Genomic DNA, 15,203 nt, shown 5'->3' on the forward strand with positions numbered 1-15,203 from the left:
GCATTCGGGCATATAATTTATTGGTTAAAACCGAAGATTTACTACCCGAATGCTTCGCCCCTACTGCCCTAATCGCCAAGGCGGTTGCTATACGTCAAAGTTTGAGCATATACTTTCTCTTTGTTAGTACTTGTTGCCTGTACTTCGATCGCACCGCGAAACATATTCATACCGCAGGTAAAGACGTAATTCCCTGCTTTTTGGGGTGTGAATTCCACAGAAGTCACTTCATTAAGCCGCAAATCTGCCGCAATGTGAAAATCTGGGATGAGTACTTGTTCCAAACAACTGCTGGGGTCTTTGCGGAAGAAGTTTAGCCGCACGGGTTGTCCTGTTTGCACTACAATGCGACTCGGTTCGTAACCACCATCAACGGTAACCGTTACTTCTTGGATTCCTCCATTAGATGCTACTGCTTTTTGGGACTTAGGTTTGCTTAATAGGAACCACCAAAGTTCTAACCCAATTAATCCCAATCCGCCGATAGTAACCACAATCTTGTTAGATAACGGTTGTTCAATGCGTTGGAATTGGCTAGTTTTGGAAGTAAAGTGTCCGGCGGGCATTTCGGCTGCGATCGGCCCCGAAATCGCTCCCAGCAGAAATCCTAATCCTGCTAATGTACCGAAAAATGTTGATTTTTTGAACATTGTTATCCCTCTCTTAGTAATTTAATTAACCAAGCATTTTGGGTTGGAAGTTACGAAGACGCAGTGCATTTGTGACAACTGAAACGGAACTAAACGCCATTGCTGCACCGGCGATCGTGGGACTGAGAAGCCAGCCGAAAATGGGGAAGAGAATGCCAGCTGCGATCGGAATCCCTGCGACATTGTAGATAAATGCAAAGAAAAGATTCTGGCGAATGTTCTGCATCGTGGCGCGAGAGAGTTGAATTGCAGTGACAATCCCCCGTAAATCGCCAGAGATGAGGGTGATGTCGCTAGCTGCGATCGCAACATCGGTTCCTGTTCCAATCGCCATTCCTACATCTGCTTGTGCTAAAGCTGGTGCATCGTTGATCCCATCTCCAACCATTGCGACAATCTTTCCTTCTGCTTGCAGATTTTCGACTTCAATCGCTTTTCGCTCGGGACGAACTTCTGCAATTACTCGTTCGATCCCAACTTCTCGTGCAATTACTTCAGCCGTGCGGCGATTGTCTCCAGTTAACATCACCACTTCTAAACCCATCTTTTGCAAAGTACGAATCGCATTTGCAGAAGATGGTTTGACAGCATCAGAAATTCCCATAATAGCCTGAATTTTGCGATCTACAGCTATCCAAATGACAGTTTTGCCGAGATATTCCAATCTGTCCCAATCTTGTCGCAATATGCCAGTATCAATAGCTAACTCATTCATCCAGCGTTGCGTACCAATTTGTACTAATTGATTTAATACATATCCTTGCACGCCACTACCTGCGATCGCTTCAAATTCCTGCGCTTCTATTAATTCCACACCCTGAGATTTGGCATATTGTACCACAGCTTCGGCAAGAGGATGTTCTGAATTTCGTTCGACTCCCGCCGAAGAGCGCAATAGTTTTATCTCGTTACTATTTGCCGTGCCATTAACTGCTACGAAATCCGTAACTGTCGGCTTGCCTTGCGTAATAGTGCCAGTTTTGTCAAGCACAATAGTTTGCAATTTATGTGCCAATTCCAGACTTTCTGCACCTTTAATTAGGATGCCATTTTCTGCACCTTTTCCTGTACCCACCATGATGGAGGTTGGCGTTGCTAAACCAAGCGCACAAGGACAGGCGATAATCAGAACACCGACTGTATTAATCAACGCCATCGTGAAATTGCCCATGACGTTGTACCAGAGGATGAAGGTTGCTAGAGCGATCGCAATCACCGCAGGTACAAACCATCCCGTAACTTGGTCTGCCAATCGCTGAATCGGCGCTTTGGAACCCTGAGCTTGCTGTACCAATTGCACAATTTGTGCTAAAAATGTATCTTTGCCAACTCGTGTAGTTCGGAATTTGAAGCTCCCAGTTTTGTTAATAGTGGCTCCAATTACTTCATCACCAGGTTGTTTTTTCACAGCGACACTTTCGCCCGTCACCATTGCTTCATCAATAGTTGACGAGCCATCAATAATCTCTCCATCTACGGGAATTTTCTCACCCGGACGCACTAGAATGATATCGCCCAAAACCACTTCAGCAATTGGGATATCTACTTCTCTCCCATTGCGGATCGCACGAGCAGTTTTTGCTTGCAAACCAATCAGCTTGCGAATAGCGTCTGAGGTTTGTCCTTTGGCGCGATTTTCCAGCAATCTTCCCAACAAAATTAAGGTAATGATGACAGCAGCCGCTTCGTAATATACATCTGCTGTTAACCCTTGTGCGGTGAAGAATCTTGGGAAAAAGGTGGCAAAGATAGAATATAGATAAGCAGAGCCAGTCCCCATCGCGACCAACGTATCCATCGTTGCCGCATGGCGTTTGAGGGCTTTCCAGGCGTTAATATAGAAGGAGGCACCACACCAGAACTGCACCGGCATCGTCAGCACCAATTGCAGCCAGGGATTGTGCAACCACGTGGAAATAAAGGGAATAGAAAATCCTATCATCATTCCCAATACCAAGATGGCACTAACAATTCCGCCGACCCAAACTTTCTGGACTAATTGCCGAGTTTCTGCTTTTCGTTCCCGCTGTTCCCTATCGTCTTCTGGGGCAAATAAATCCTCCTGTTGCATTGCCTTAGCAGAATATCCAGCCGTATCAACGGCATCCTCAATCGCTTCTGTATTAGTTCTTTTGGGGTCGTAGGTAACACTTGCTTGTTCGACACCGAAATTAACGCTGCATTCTCCGACACCCGGAATAGAGCGAATTGCGTTTTCTATAGTGTTTGCACAGGAGGCACAACTCATACCACGCAGTTTGAAGGTTGCACTATCCATTGTTCACCTCGTTTAAGAGAGTCTACTTGCACGTCGCAGTAACTCTATGTTGCAGTCTCCAGTCTACTGGAGAGTCAAGGGGGTAAACGAAAAATTTTGCTCCCAATCCACATTTTGCACCTTATGTCCTTACGCATCGGTTACCTAAAAAATTCCTGTTCTTATTCTTATCTGCGTTCATCTGCGTTCCAGAGTCTTCATCTGCGGTAAAAATTTAACCGACGATAACAACAGAAAATTTGACGATGCAACCAGACAATATATCAATTGTAGAGACGTTTCATGAAACGTCTTTACAGCAGTTCGAGTTACGAAAGAACCAATTCTGCCAGTTGAAGAGGCGGAATATGAGCTAGTAAATTGAAGCGGTTATTGCTAGGAGTTTCTAAAATTAATGTATCTCGTTCGTGCCAAACTTCCAAAATTTCTTGTCGTCCATCATGAAAAGTTTCTGAAGCAATTTTATAAAGGATATGTGGATTTAAATTTGCATCGCCTGTAAGCTTAAAGCGCTTCAGCTTTAATCCCAGTAACCTGAGAAATTGGCTGAGTATTTTTATAGAAGTAAGGCGATCGCTTTCTGTGTCCATAGGAATAGTTACACCAGTAGATCTTTTGATTTGCTTGCTGCATCGGACCGTTGTTTCTCTGAGTCGAATCAAATCAATGTCTGTTTCCCTAAATTCTCTATCTGGTTCTAGAAACTGCGGTATTCCCAACGCTAATAGCGCCTCAACTTTTAAAGTGTAAATCTTGATGTCTGGCAAGAAAACTTTACCATCTCCTCTATAAAGTTGCTGGTTCCACTCCTGAAAGTCTCGCAATCGGAAATATTCGCTCTCATCAGTTAAATAGTAGTGCAACAACAACTGTGAATAATATTTCCGATCGTCGCGCAGCTTCAATTGAGGAGTAACTTCTACCCCATAACGCTTTTGCAGGATATATTTATCGATTTGATTTCGCTCGGATTCAGTAAGCGATCGCTTTTTTGACAGCCGATCATATTCTTTGTGACTGATATCTGGAGAATAGGCAACTGCTGAGGCAGATTGTAACTCGGATTGAATGCGAATCTTTTTTATTTGATTTTTAATTAATTTTGCTTTTTGACTGCGTTCTGAAAATTCTCTTTGGGCTTTGACTATTTCTTGTACCAGATTTTTTCGGATTTCGCGATCGGCAGCAGTTGTTGCTATCAATGCCATTCGCAGATCTCTAATCGTATCCCTCGACAGAACATCGCTAATTACATTTATCTGATGCTTTTCATCAATCAAGCCTTCTAACATTGATTGACGATACAGCACAATTGAGGCATTTACCCTAGCTGCAAATTTAGCCCAAATTCTGAGATGAATCAGATCGTAAACTAAAGGTAAATCCACATCTACTTTATGCAGCGGACTCATCAAAGCTAGATTTTCTGTGTGATTCTCCTGATACCATTCAGACAAAACTCGATAATTTTTACTGCCACAAGCGATCGAACCTATCCCCCGTTTGGCACACCAGACAATCCGGGGAACGCTGGGACGTACTCTGGCTAAGGCTTGTCGTGCTTCCCAGTCTGGAATTACGCCAATAAAGATGCCATAAACGCGATCGAAATATTCCACATCAATGCTGATTCCAGTACCCAAACTGGGAGTGACAAAAACCGCATTATAATCTAAAACTTTTTGGTTGATATTTTCTACAAAATTAACGGCTTTATGACCGAGTGTGCTAGTTGTTTGACTGCTGACTACTAGCGTCTTGGGATACTGACGCAGCAACTGCTCTAACCGCTGTTTAATGTAGCTGTCTATAGTTTCGCAACTGTAACGTCCGCAGCGGCTATCGGTAGTAACATAGCACTTTTTTCCGGCTATTAGGTCAACTTCCAGCTGCTGAATTAGCAGGGTTGGGTTTGGGGTATCGTAAAAAGTAATGTCCCAACCGCGATCGCATTTCCACTCATTCACTACCACCCACGGCGAAATCTGAATTCCAGAGAGTCCTTTGAGGTAGTCTAAGGAAAGATCTGATAAGTCAGCATCTTGGGCAATAACTAAACCACCAGTTTGCAGCACGGTGGAAATTAGTTGCTGAAAGACTCTTAAAATCAAGACTCGTTTTTCTTGGCAAGTACTGCTGTTGAGGAGATGCCACAAACATTGCTCAACTTCATCCAAAATGACGATCGCACCTTGCCATTCCGACGGCTTCAGCTTCCAAATCGAATCAATACAAAGTCCTAGCGATCCGTGATTGGGGACTGGGGACTGGGGATTGGGGATTGGGACGTTTTGAGTTAAGAAATTCCCTCTGCCCCTCTGCCCCTCTGCCCCTCTGCCCCTCTGCTCCCCCGCTCCTCTGCTCCCCAGTCCCCACTTCACCCCGGTCTTGTCGCACAAGAATTGCCCCAGCTGTATTCTGTGGGTAAGCAATAAGATGGGTTGACCTCTTTTTTTCGCTTCTTCTACCAAGGGTAAGAGTGCGGTCGTTTTTCCTGTGCCTTTGGCAGACTTGACTCCAATCAATCCAGATGTGGGAAAAGGCAGTTTTTCTAGGTAGGGACAGTTGAGCGATAATGCTTGAGTATAAGTTAGCTCTGTGTGGGGTTTGGTTTTGGCAATGTCAGTTTCTAAGTCGGCGCTAGCTTGATAAACTAACTCGAATGCAGCAGCGCCTTGAGCAACGATAAATTCATCAACGCCTTTTTCTAATCCGGTCAGCCGGATTACTTTGACGGCGCAACCTTTTTCTTCTAAGAGTTTACCTAATTGAGCGATCGCATTATTGACTGCTTGGATCGTCTTGGGCTTAGTTTCATAGTCAAAACAAATATAAAATGTGCCAGCACTTTCAGTAAATGGGAGAAGATCTGGGATTAACTGTCGGCAAATAACTTTGCCTTGAAAGTCCTTCGTCACCCGATAACCGCTGGTAATTCCCGATAATGCTAAAGCAGCATATCCTTCACTCAACAAAGCTGCTGCTTTCTTCGCTCCCTCGCAGATAATCAAAGGGATTTTCGCTTCCACCACCCACTGCCAAAACCCAAGCGCTTCTCCAGTTTGGATAATAACTATGTTCTCTGGCATCGCAACACCGTAGCGCCGGGAAACCTGCTGCCATATATGTAGCGGCACCCTCAGACAAAAAACCCGCGTCGGTGTTTTCGGTGGATGCTCGTACTTAACCGGCTTGGCCTTTTTGTTTAGCCTGGGACGGTTTGGCTTATAACACCCCCACTTCATCTCCCGCCAATGGTTGAGGGGGTCTAGTCCCGAACACCACCAACCTCCCGAAGCGACAAAGGTCTGGCTACGCAGCCACCTTCTGTGTTGTCGCTCAGCATTATTGCTGGGTATGGGAGAGGAGATTAACAGATGCTCTAGGACAGCATCAGCTTCCAGCGAAATGAAATTCAGCGCCGCCAGCTTAGTGTCAATGCCGCTGCACGCTAATTCTTGGAAGTGTTCGAGGTCTAAACTGGGTGGACGCATTTGCACGATCGTACTTAAGAGTCATAACTTGAGCGACAGGGATCTAAAACCTTACACTACCTGTAGGGTTCTTGGCAACGCGCTCTACGCTACTATTAGCGTTGGGTTAGCGATCGCACGATTTGAGGACTGTCCCTCCGGCGATCGCAACTGGGCTTGAGTAGAGTTATACTTTAGGTTCAAAAAGCAAATGCCTATGCAATAGGGCCCTTCGGAGGCTTATCCTATGCCAACCATCAAAACAGATATTTTAATTCAAGAAATGCGATCGCTACTGTAGTTCAACGCTCATTGCTCCATCAGCAGCCTTACATAATCTAGACTTCGATATTAAGCGGCTGCTGAGAGGTCGCTCACCATCTTCACCCGTCCTTTCAGTACTGCTCTCAGTAGTCTGTTGAGAGAGCCTCTGTCTTCTTCATCCAAGCATTCATCTAGGGTAGCTACCATCAGTCCATAACGATCGGCTAAGGTCAGAACACCTGTGTTAGTAACGGAGACGAGGATTTCGGAAATGGCACCGGGAAGGTTGACTGGGTACATCATGGGAGCGCGTTGAACTCTACAACTCTAATATCCCGTGTTTTCACCAGGATAACTGCGATCGCTTTGGCAAGTAACCTGTGAGAATTACTGGCTTTTTAAGTGATGGCGGCTAACACATCTCAGTGAGCTCAATTACAAAGGTCGTGCCCCAGCATCACTCCCCGACTAAATCTAAATTTACATCTGTGTTCATCTGTAGTAAAAAATATCCACATCGTTGACAAAAACAGCAATCTATGTATTCAGGAGGGAACAAAAGCGATATGCCTACGGCACGCTGCGCGATCGCAATCCCCTAAAATATCCAAAATGCGATCGCATTTCTTACTCATCTTCATCGTTGTCTGAATCAGAAAACAGAGATTCTAAATCTCGATATCCACTAATCACGCGAGTTACATCAATTCCATCTTCACTGGGATAATAAAAAATGATGTAATCATCAATAGTAAAACCTCGCAATCCAGGAGCAAGCTTTTCGTAGCTTTTTCCCATATTAGGAAAACTGGCTACAATTTGACACTTCTTACGAATGGCATCAAAAACTTTACTAGCAGCACTAGCATTATTTTGAGCAATATAATTGCAAATCTCATCTAAGTCTCGAACAGCTTCATCTGAAAAAGAGTAACTGCTCATCCTTCTACTCCAAAATCACGCCGCAGCTTCTCTTGGAGTCTAGCAAAAACTTCTTCGCCATCAGTAGTCTGTCCTTTTTTAATTTGTTCAGTTCCTACAGCTATTTTTTGACGGAGTTCTTCTAGACGTATTTCATCTCTTTGTTGATTTAATTCTTCTAGCAGCTTTAATGCTTCACTAATCAGTTGCTCTGCGGTTTGATATCGTCCTTTTTTAATCTCTGCTTGAATAAATTGTTCTTGCTCGGCTCTAAGGGTGATGTTCATCATTTTATTTCCTTTTCGGGCAAAGCGATCGTATAGAATAACTTGTTTGGGGGTAAGTCTATCATTCAGTTTAACTCAGAATAGCTTACTTGTGTCTGAAATTTAGAAATCGAAACCTAAGACAAATTCGCGATCGCAGCTACAATCTGTTCTGACACTGATAACCAACTCTTAGTTTTAGCCTTCAAAACCACAATAAATTGATGAGATGATAGCGGACAAATAACCTCTGTTTCCCCTTCTTGGTTAGTAAACTCTACCTCATATTTACCATCAGCATAACAATCTACAATTGCTCCTTGCACTCCCGCAAAAAGATTATACTCAGGCAGATTAACCAGCAATTCAATTACATCAAATAATTCTGGTTCAATCATCTTCTCCTCCGTACAAAAAGCGTTACTAATCTCGCTGCATCACTACCTGGTTCTACTATCCAACCTGTACGCACAATTTCTTGCTGTCCTTCAGTTCCAGTAATTTCTAAATCTACTCGATAACGTTGTCCATGTTCGTCAGTTTGTCCTAAAATTGCTTCAGCCTCAAGCGCTTGTGCCGAAATTTGTTCTAGGAGAGGCTCATAATTATAGCAACCGCTCTCGTCGATTAGGGCAGTAGGGGCGAAGCATTCGGGTAGTAAATCTTCGGTTTTAACCAATAAATTATATGCCCGAATGCTTCGCCCCTAGCCCCTAGCCCCCTCCCCAGATTTATGGCTTAACCGACTCATCGGTTGCTATATCTCTGGTAAAACCTAAATGACGCTGAAACATTACCGCTTTGTCGCCGCCTATTGGGTTGTCAGGATTAAGCGCGTATTCCCTCAATTTGCGGGGGTCGATGACAAGGCGGCTAATAATATCTCTTAGCTTCATTCTTGTTTACCTTAGATTGTAACTAAAGGTCATAGACTTGCACCGAACGCAAAGAAACACTGATAGCCATCTGATAGTCAATAGTCAATATGCAAACAAAAAAAAGATTCACTCCAGAGATGCTACGATCTCCAGAGTAAATCTTTGTATTCATCTGCCCGTGGGGGTTTTGGCTGTTTTCTTAAATATCGGAGCGACAGGATTTGAACCTGCGACCCCCACTACCCCAAAGTGGTGCGCTACCAAGCTGCGCTACGCCCCGATTTCAATTCGCTTTCCTAGTATAGCACAAAAAAAATAATTGACAACTAGAAAACTTTTAGCACTTGAACGGCTTGAAGCAAGCCGGGAACTGCATCGGCTGGCCAGCTGCCCTCGCACTGCCGATCGCAATTCACAATCAAATGAAGGCTGTAGGCATGGGGATAGCCCGCCACTTCCAGCCACAGTAAATCGCTTTCGGCTTCGCAGGCTATTTTCTCCTCATCCATCAACTCGCTAGCTATCTGGCTCATCGTTGCTGCCAATTGCTCCAGCAATCGGCAAAAATCATTTAACTCAGCCTCGGTTAGCTCGATCGCCCAGTTATCCCCTCCGACTAAACCTTTAAACTTAGCAGCATTGGGATTCCAGCCCATACGCCAACCTTCTCCACTCTTGACAATCCGCTCCATATATGCTATTGCCTGAGTAGCTGAGCGTCTCCCGGTTGGGGTTGCTGTCGGGGGGAGTTGGGATTCGGTGCTGGTGGGGGTTCTTGTCCTGGGGTGGGATCGGGCTTTGGTTGAGACTCAGCAGCAACGTTAGGATTAAAGATGCTGACGATCGCATTGATGAGGGCATCCCGCTGAGCGCGACTGAGGCGACTGATGACAGCGCGATCGTTATCGATCGGATTTTGCCGCAAAGTATCGTTACCCGGATACGCCGCTTCCCCCATAAAGTCATTCGCGCCCAGATAGTCTGCCATAGTCAGCTTCCAATCCAATCGATACATCGGCGGACGCCCTTTCACATAGATGTGATACCGAACCAAGCGACTCACCAAAGTGTTGTCTGTAGCGGGTTTCCCAGTCTCCCTACTGATATATTGATTCTCCAAAGGCAAATCCGGCAGCATTTGATAAACTTGCCGCCAAACATCTTGTGGTTTGAATTGCTGGGCTGTAGCAGGCGCTGAACTCAATAAACTCGGAACAGATATCAAACTCCAACCAAAAACCGTCAAACCTACTACTGTCAGGGCTGTTACTGCAAAAAGTTTGTTGGGCATAGGGTATGGGGCATTGTTCGTAGTTCGTGGTTTATTGTTGACTGCTAACCGCGAACCACGAATACAAATGTAATATTAACGCAAGTTGCTAGTTATATAGTTGAGGCGGGTATTAGGTACGTTGTTGCGATGCCGCGCTCTTATCCCAGTGGTAATAAGAGCGCGGCATCGTAACAACATACCCAGAAAGCAAGTAACTAGCAACTTGAGTTATTACTCGCCAATGATCTCTGGTTGAGTTAACTCGTCAGACATCTCAATGATGGCCCGGATTACCGGCTTCATCATCGGGTCATCGAGACTGTCAAACTCTTCATATCGGCGGCGCTTAGCGCGATTGGCAACCTGAACCGTAATCCGGTAGCGATTGGAAGCTGCACCAATCAGATCTTCCGCCCTGTACATGATCTGAGTCTGGGTAGTCTCGAACTTGGAACGCTTGTACATAGAACCTGGTTCTAGAGATCAATTATCAGTGTAACAGTTTATTTACGCCCTACGTTAGATGCGTTTGCCCTGACTGTGAAACGTGGGATATAACGGTAAATAGATGGCAGAACACTCCCACACAAGATAGTTCTTAAATGTTTACTAGAAAGTCTTCTCTGTATTTATCGGTGCTTTTACTAGCTTCTCCTTTAGAGTTAGCTTTTGGCTCGCAGCCGTTTGTAAAGGCTGACTCTATGGTTCAAGCGCCAGATGGCAATAATCAAACGCTGCAAAATACAACTCTCATTCGCTTTCAGTCACCGCCTGACGATGGAAAACCTAAAGACGGTACAGCTAGCGGCGGCACAAGAGGAAGATGTCCTCAAGATGCAAATCAATCTTCTATTTTGACACTCTTGCTCCCACGTAGCCAAGAGGGGTTAACTGTTGCAGATCATCCTATCTTCTTTGCTTATGTGCCTCAAACTCAGGCAAATACCGGAGAGTTTCTTTTGTACGATCGGGCGCAGAAGACTGTAATTTACCAAACAACATTTCCTCTCAGAAATATTCCCGGTATCATCAGCATTCAATACCCAACCAATAAACCTCGTCTAGAAATCGGTAAGACCTATGAATGGCGCTTATTATTGCATTGCCAATCCGATGATCGAGCCGCAGACGCATCCAAAATTGGGTGGATTAAGCGGATAGCCCCGCCTACGGCAGTTGCCAGAGTGCCAAATAATACTAACCCAAGTGAACGAGCGCGAGTTTATGCAGAAAACGGCATTTGGTACGACGCTCTAAAAATTATAGCAGAACAGAAACCTAGAGTTTCGACTAATTCAACGGCAACAATTATGTGGAGGCAACTTCTACAATCAGAATCTGTCAAACTTGATGACATTGTTTCTTCCCCCTTAGTGGAGTGCTGCAAACCATCAAATTGAAAATTCTGCTTAGTCCATCGTTTTGGATAAAACACAAATGAGCCTTCACAGCAAATGACAATTAATAAATTCCGACAGTTACTTGGGGAATGGCGCGGCATCTTAATTACAGTCCCCAGTGTAACTTTATTAATCATTATGCTGCGAAGTCTAGGAGTTTTGCAGCTTTTAGAGTGGGCTGCACTCGATCAATTTTTTCGCTGGCGACCGACGGAACCAATGGACGATCGCATTGTCTTAGTGGAAATCTCCGAGTCTGATATTGGGAAAGCCGATCGATGGCCAATTTCCGATAGAACTTTTGCCGAGTTGTTGCAGAAACTAAAAGCTTTGCAACCAAGAGTAATTGGTTTGGATATTTATCGAGATTTACCCGTACCACCTGGCAACGATCGATTACTTGCCGTCTTTAAATCTACACCGAACTTAATTGGAATTACCAAAGCCGTGAGGAATACCGATCGAGATTTGGTTGCTACTCCATCGACTTTGAAGCAGAACCATCGAGTCGGCGCTAGCGATATTGTATTGGATACTGATGGTAAGGTACGCCGCGCTTTGCTAGCTGTCAACGAACCCAAGGGAAAAACGACCTATAGTTTATCAGTGGAACTGGCTTTGATGTATTTGCAGAAAGAGGGCATTTACCTACGAGAAATTAAGGCTGAATCTGGTAAGTATAGTTTGGGAAAGGCAATCTTTACCCGTTTGACGAAAGACTTTGGCGGTTATGCGGGAGTAGATACGGGCGGATATCAAATTTTGTTTAATTTTCGTTCTCGTAGCTGTCCACAAAAAAGACATATAAATGATTGTCATGTCTTTAAAACTGTCTCCATGACTGAAGTGTTAGAGAATCGAATTTCTCGTGAGTTAATCCGCGATCGCATTGTTTTAATTGGTTCAAATTCCGAAACTGTAAAGGACTTTTTTTTTACTCCTTACACTTACAATTACCTTAGCGCTACCCCCGGTGTAGAAATCCATGCCCATCTTACTAGCCAAATTATCAGCGCTGCTTTAAACGATCGTCCATTAATCAATGCTTTGCCAAAAGTAGGGGAAAATTTGTGGATTTTGCTTTCGTCTTCTGTAGGCGCAATCTTAGGTTTTGGATTGCTGCGAATTCGCTGGAAATTTGTTAGTATTCTGCTAGTTGGTGCGTTTCTCGTCGGTAGCGCTTACATAGGATTTCTGTTCGGGTGGTGGATTCCTGTTGTACCGCCGTTACTAGCTTTAGTAGGGTCTGGGATTGTAATTACTGGTTATATTAATTACATTGAGCGCCAAGATCGACTTACGGTGATGAGCTTGTTGGGACAGCACGTAGGGCCGAAAATTGCCCAAGCAGTATGGCGCGATCGCCATCAGTTACTTAGAGAAGGACAATTACTGGGACAAAAGATCACAGCAACAGTGTTATTTACGGATATTAAAGGTTTTACGACTATTACTGAGAAAACCGATCCAGAAACCTTAATGTTTTGGCTGAATGATTACATGAAAGTTATGTCTCAGGTTGTTTTGGATTGTGAGGGAGTGGTAGATAAATTTATCGGCGATGCAGTGATGGCGGTGTTTGGTGTTCCCATTCCCAGCACTACCCCAGAGGAAATTGCCCAAGATGCGATCGCAGCAGTGACTTGTGCTGTAGAAATGGGAAAAAAACTGGCTTCTTTGAATCAACAATGGCAGCAACAAGGACTTCCTACAGTGGAAATGCGAGTCGGAATTGCTACGGGAACTGTGGTAACGGGAAGTCTGGGTTCTCACCAAAGACTTAATTATACAACTATTGGAGATACTGTTAATATAGCTGCCCGGTTAGAAAGTTACGATAAGTCTTTAGAGGGTGGAATTTGTCGTATCTTGATCGGTGAAGAAACTTATAAGTATATTGAAGGAAAATTTTCTACCCAATTTATCGGTTGCGTGCAACTTAAAGGACGGGAAGGAAGCATTAATATTTATCAAGTTATTGGTGATTAACAGAAACCCGGTTTCTCCAAGAAACCGGGTTTCTGGAGTGTACTGATATCATGTCTGGTTACATCGGCATTGTCTGTGGGCATCATTGATTAAATTTTACCGCAGATGAAGACAGATGAACGCAGATGAACGCAGATAAGATCGGATTTTTTAGCTGTAGTCATTGGCGATTTGTTACCAAGGATTGCCAATCACAGTAAATGCCGACCAGTAGTAAGGATGATCGAACTTTAAGTTGTTGCTTTTAGCTATTTCTTGTAGGGGTATTGATGTTCCGTTGGAAAGTAGCAAATTTCCGTTTTCGATGCTGACGCGACCTGTAAGTATAGCTATTTGAGCTTGTCTTAGTGCTTCAGCACGAGTCCGACCCTGCTTTAATTGCTGATAAAATTCGGCGATCAGCGCTAGTGTACCGATATCGTCACTAGACCACAAAGTCGCCACTGCTGATTTTACTCCAGCTTGTAGTGCTAACCCAGCAAACCCCAACTCTGCTTGTTGATCTCCTATTGCTGTCTGACAAGCAGATAGAACTAATAATTCTATCTGCGGGTTGTTCCATTCCAACTCTTTCATTTGGGGCAACTGCAATTTAGTATCCCACAATTGGATATAAGAGTTTTTGCGGTCGTTTGGTTCAAATGCGGCATGAGTGGCGAGGTGGACGATACCAAAGTTTCCCGTGGAGTGTTTAGTTTTGAGGTTGTCAAGAGTGAAGTCTTGATTTAAAAACAATTGGCTCAGATTTGTGTTAGCTGTAATTGTAGCTAATTCAATCGAAACAGCTGGTAAAGGTTTTTGGTCAGCTGACTGGGGAAATGTTGACGCACCCATTGCCAGGATAGGCGAATTGGAGATGTTAACGTAGTGGGGTTTAGTCAAACTGAAACTAGGCATGATGGCAAGGCTGTATTTTTCGATCAGAAATTGTTGACCGTCGTGAAGGGCTGCGATCGGTAGAGAACGAATTGTCACATCTGGAACAATGATCAGATTGGTGATGCCTTGCTGTTTCAAAACTGGTTCAATGCGTGCGATTAGCAGTTGATAAAGTTCTTGGGAGGATTTGCGGTAATCGTTGGGTTGGATGTCTCGCGTTGTCTTGGTAATTTCTTCCCGCATTTCTTTAACTAAAGCTTCCACTTTTTGGCGCGTCGCTTCGGGGATTTGCAAGCTAATGGGTTCGTTGTTTCCTGTTACTACGATGAGTTCTACGGTGTCATTGGGAGAGCGATCGCAAAGAAATGGTTCTTGCTCATGTCTGTTTTCCTCAGTTTCAGACAGGGGACAAATTAAAGCCGCATTTGCGCCCAAATTCTGCCGACCAAACACGATATAGAGTAGTGCGGGTTTGATGGAGGTTTCCCGTTCAACTTCTCGGAGTCTTGTTTGAATCTGTTGTATGGATTGAATCGGAGTGGTGGGTGGTTGACCCAAATACGCTTCATACTGCCGCGTGAAGACTTCTTCTAATGCTGCGATCGATTGGTCGAGTTTTCCTTTGGTGGTGGTGTTCGTTGGTCTGGATTGGGGTGCGGGGTTTTCTTGGGGTGTAAGCGATCGAGCCAGATCACCAGAAGGTAATTCAGCATTGGAATTTTCCGTTGGTGTCGGTGGTGTTGGTGGTGTTGGTGGTGTTGGTGGTGTTGGTGGTGTTGGTGGTGTTGGTGGTGTTGGTGGTGTTGGTGGTGTTGGTGTTGGTGGTGTTGGTGGTGTTGGTGGTGTTGGTGGTGTTGGTGTTGGTGGTGTTGGTGGTGTTGGTGGTGTTGGTGGTGTTGGTGTTGGTGGTGTTGGTGGTGTTGGTGGTGTTG

At 44.5% G+C, this 15,203-nt stretch carries 16 protein-coding genes and 1 tRNA gene; 3 read left to right on the forward strand and 14 right to left on the reverse strand.

Going from position 1 to position 15,203, the window contains the following annotated elements:
- Positions 1–68 precede the first annotated feature (68 nt).
- The 13 genes from LAY41_RS31395 to LAY41_RS31455 all read right to left on the reverse strand — a co-directional run bounded on the left by LAY41_RS31395 (position 69) and on the right by LAY41_RS31455 (position 10,468).
- A complete protein-coding gene (locus LAY41_RS31395) occupies positions 69–650 on the reverse strand; it encodes a cupredoxin domain-containing protein (RefSeq protein ID WP_249106543.1) in 582 nt (193 codons plus the stop codon).
- A gap of 25 nt (positions 651–675) precedes the next feature.
- Positions 676–2,928: a heavy metal translocating P-type ATPase gene (locus LAY41_RS31400; RefSeq protein WP_249106545.1), complete on the reverse strand. Its 2,253-nt coding sequence runs from the start codon at positions 2,926–2,928 to the stop codon at positions 676–678.
- Positions 2,929–3,236: 308 nt separating this feature from the next.
- Positions 3,237–6,422, reverse strand: coding sequence for a plasmid replication protein, CyRepA1 family (locus LAY41_RS31405; protein ID WP_249106547.1), 3,186 nt, complete (start codon positions 6,420–6,422; stop codon positions 3,237–3,239).
- 330 nt (positions 6,423–6,752) lie between these two features.
- Complete coding sequence (locus LAY41_RS31410; protein WP_249106573.1) at positions 6,753–6,965, reverse strand: hypothetical protein; 213 nt, start codon at positions 6,963–6,965, stop codon at positions 6,753–6,755.
- A 327-nt stretch (positions 6,966–7,292) separates the two neighbouring features.
- A complete protein-coding gene (locus tag LAY41_RS31415; RefSeq protein ID WP_249106550.1) occupies positions 7,293–7,607 on the reverse strand; it encodes a type II toxin-antitoxin system RelE/ParE family toxin in 315 nt (104 codons plus the stop codon).
- Positions 7,604–7,876, reverse strand: coding sequence for a type II toxin-antitoxin system ParD family antitoxin (locus LAY41_RS31420; protein ID WP_249106553.1), 273 nt, complete (start codon positions 7,874–7,876; stop codon positions 7,604–7,606). Before LAY41_RS31420 ends, LAY41_RS31415 begins: the two co-directional genes overlap by 4 nt.
- 113 nt (positions 7,877–7,989) lie before the next feature.
- Complete coding sequence (locus tag LAY41_RS31425) at positions 7,990–8,250, reverse strand: DUF4926 domain-containing protein (RefSeq protein WP_249106555.1); 261 nt, start codon at positions 8,248–8,250, stop codon at positions 7,990–7,992.
- On the reverse strand, positions 8,247–8,531 hold the full coding sequence (locus LAY41_RS31430) for a DUF6883 domain-containing protein (RefSeq protein ID WP_249106557.1): 285 nt from the start codon (positions 8,529–8,531) through the stop codon (positions 8,247–8,249). Before LAY41_RS31430 ends, LAY41_RS31425 begins: the two co-directional genes overlap by 4 nt.
- Positions 8,532–8,583: 52 nt before the next feature.
- A complete protein-coding gene (locus tag LAY41_RS31435; protein WP_249106561.1) occupies positions 8,584–8,748 on the reverse strand; it encodes a DUF6883 domain-containing protein in 165 nt (54 codons plus the stop codon).
- A 188-nt stretch (positions 8,749–8,936) separates the two neighbouring features.
- A tRNA-Pro gene (locus LAY41_RS31440) sits at positions 8,937–9,010 on the reverse strand.
- A 46-nt stretch (positions 9,011–9,056) separates the two neighbouring features.
- A complete protein-coding gene (locus tag LAY41_RS31445; RefSeq protein WP_249106562.1) occupies positions 9,057–9,422 on the reverse strand; it encodes a DUF1818 family protein in 366 nt (121 codons plus the stop codon).
- A gap of 5 nt (positions 9,423–9,427) precedes the next feature.
- The gene (locus LAY41_RS31450; RefSeq protein WP_249106563.1) at positions 9,428–10,021 is read right to left on the reverse strand and encodes a hypothetical protein; all 594 of its coding nucleotides are present in this window, start codon (positions 10,019–10,021) and stop codon (positions 9,428–9,430) included.
- Positions 10,022–10,234: 213 nt separating this feature from the next.
- Positions 10,235–10,468 carry a DNA-directed RNA polymerase subunit omega gene (locus LAY41_RS31455; RefSeq protein WP_249069564.1) on the reverse strand — a complete coding sequence of 78 codons (234 nt, stop codon included), beginning with the start codon at positions 10,466–10,468 and terminating at the stop codon, positions 10,235–10,237.
- Positions 10,469–10,605: 137 nt separating this feature from the next.
- Here LAY41_RS31455 and LAY41_RS31460 point away from each other — a divergent pair, with 137 nt between their 5' ends.
- Together LAY41_RS31460 and LAY41_RS31465 are read left to right on the forward strand one after the other, a co-directional pair.
- Complete coding sequence (locus tag LAY41_RS31460; RefSeq protein ID WP_249106565.1) at positions 10,606–11,403, forward strand: DUF928 domain-containing protein; 798 nt, start codon at positions 10,606–10,608, stop codon at positions 11,401–11,403.
- 54 nt (positions 11,404–11,457) lie between these two features.
- Positions 11,458–13,392 (forward strand): CHASE2 domain-containing protein, encoded by a 1,935-nt coding sequence (locus tag LAY41_RS31465; protein ID WP_249106566.1) that lies wholly within the window; start codon positions 11,458–11,460, stop codon positions 13,390–13,392.
- A 174-nt stretch (positions 13,393–13,566) separates the two neighbouring features.
- Here LAY41_RS31465 and LAY41_RS31470 read toward each other — a convergent pair whose 3' ends face one another.
- The gene (locus tag LAY41_RS31470) at positions 13,567–14,829 is read right to left on the reverse strand and encodes a CHAT domain-containing protein (protein ID WP_249106568.1); all 1,263 of its coding nucleotides are present in this window, start codon (positions 14,827–14,829) and stop codon (positions 13,567–13,569) included.
- Between the two features lie 19 nt (positions 14,830–14,848).
- Here LAY41_RS31470 and LAY41_RS31475 point away from each other — a divergent pair.
- On the forward strand, positions 14,849–15,203 hold a 355-nt coding region (locus tag LAY41_RS31475; protein WP_249106571.1), incomplete at its 3' end, for a hypothetical protein.

It is taken from the genome of Argonema galeatum A003/A1, assembly GCF_023333595.1.
In the GTDB taxonomy this organism is placed as follows: Bacteria; Cyanobacteriota; Cyanobacteriia; order Cyanobacteriales; family Aerosakkonemataceae; genus Argonema; species Argonema galeatum.

Bases quoted from the DNA above. Each gene is read 5' to 3' on its own strand.
- LAY41_RS31395 (WP_249106543.1), bottom strand. From the start codon at position 650: ATGTTCAAAAAATCAACATTTTTCGGTACATTAGCAGGATTAGGATTT.
- LAY41_RS31400 (WP_249106545.1), bottom strand. From the start codon at position 2,928: ATGGATAGTGCAACCTTCAAACTGCGTGGTATGAGTTGTGCCTCCTGT.
- LAY41_RS31405 (WP_249106547.1), bottom strand. From the start codon at position 6,422: ATGCGTCCACCCAGTTTAGACCTCGAACACTTCCAAGAATTAGCGTGC.
- LAY41_RS31410 (WP_249106573.1), bottom strand. From the start codon at position 6,965: ATGTACCCAGTCAACCTTCCCGGTGCCATTTCCGAAATCCTCGTCTCC.
- LAY41_RS31415 (WP_249106550.1), bottom strand. From the start codon at position 7,607: ATGAGCAGTTACTCTTTTTCAGATGAAGCTGTTCGAGACTTAGATGAG.
- LAY41_RS31420 (WP_249106553.1), bottom strand. From the start codon at position 7,876: ATGATGAACATCACCCTTAGAGCCGAGCAAGAACAATTTATTCAAGCA.
- LAY41_RS31425 (WP_249106555.1), bottom strand. From the start codon at position 8,250: ATGATTGAACCAGAATTATTTGATGTAATTGAATTGCTGGTTAATCTG.
- LAY41_RS31435 (WP_249106561.1), bottom strand. From the start codon at position 8,748: ATGAAGCTAAGAGATATTATTAGCCGCCTTGTCATCGACCCCCGCAAA.
- LAY41_RS31445 (WP_249106562.1), bottom strand. From the start codon at position 9,422: ATGGAGCGGATTGTCAAGAGTGGAGAAGGTTGGCGTATGGGCTGGAAT.
- LAY41_RS31450 (WP_249106563.1), bottom strand. From the start codon at position 10,021: ATGCCCAACAAACTTTTTGCAGTAACAGCCCTGACAGTAGTAGGTTTG.
- LAY41_RS31455 (WP_249069564.1), bottom strand. From the start codon at position 10,468: ATGTACAAGCGTTCCAAGTTCGAGACTACCCAGACTCAGATCATGTAC.
- LAY41_RS31460 (WP_249106565.1), top strand. From the start codon at position 10,606: ATGTTTACTAGAAAGTCTTCTCTGTATTTATCGGTGCTTTTACTAGCT.
- LAY41_RS31465 (WP_249106566.1), top strand. From the start codon at position 11,458: ATGACAATTAATAAATTCCGACAGTTACTTGGGGAATGGCGCGGCATC.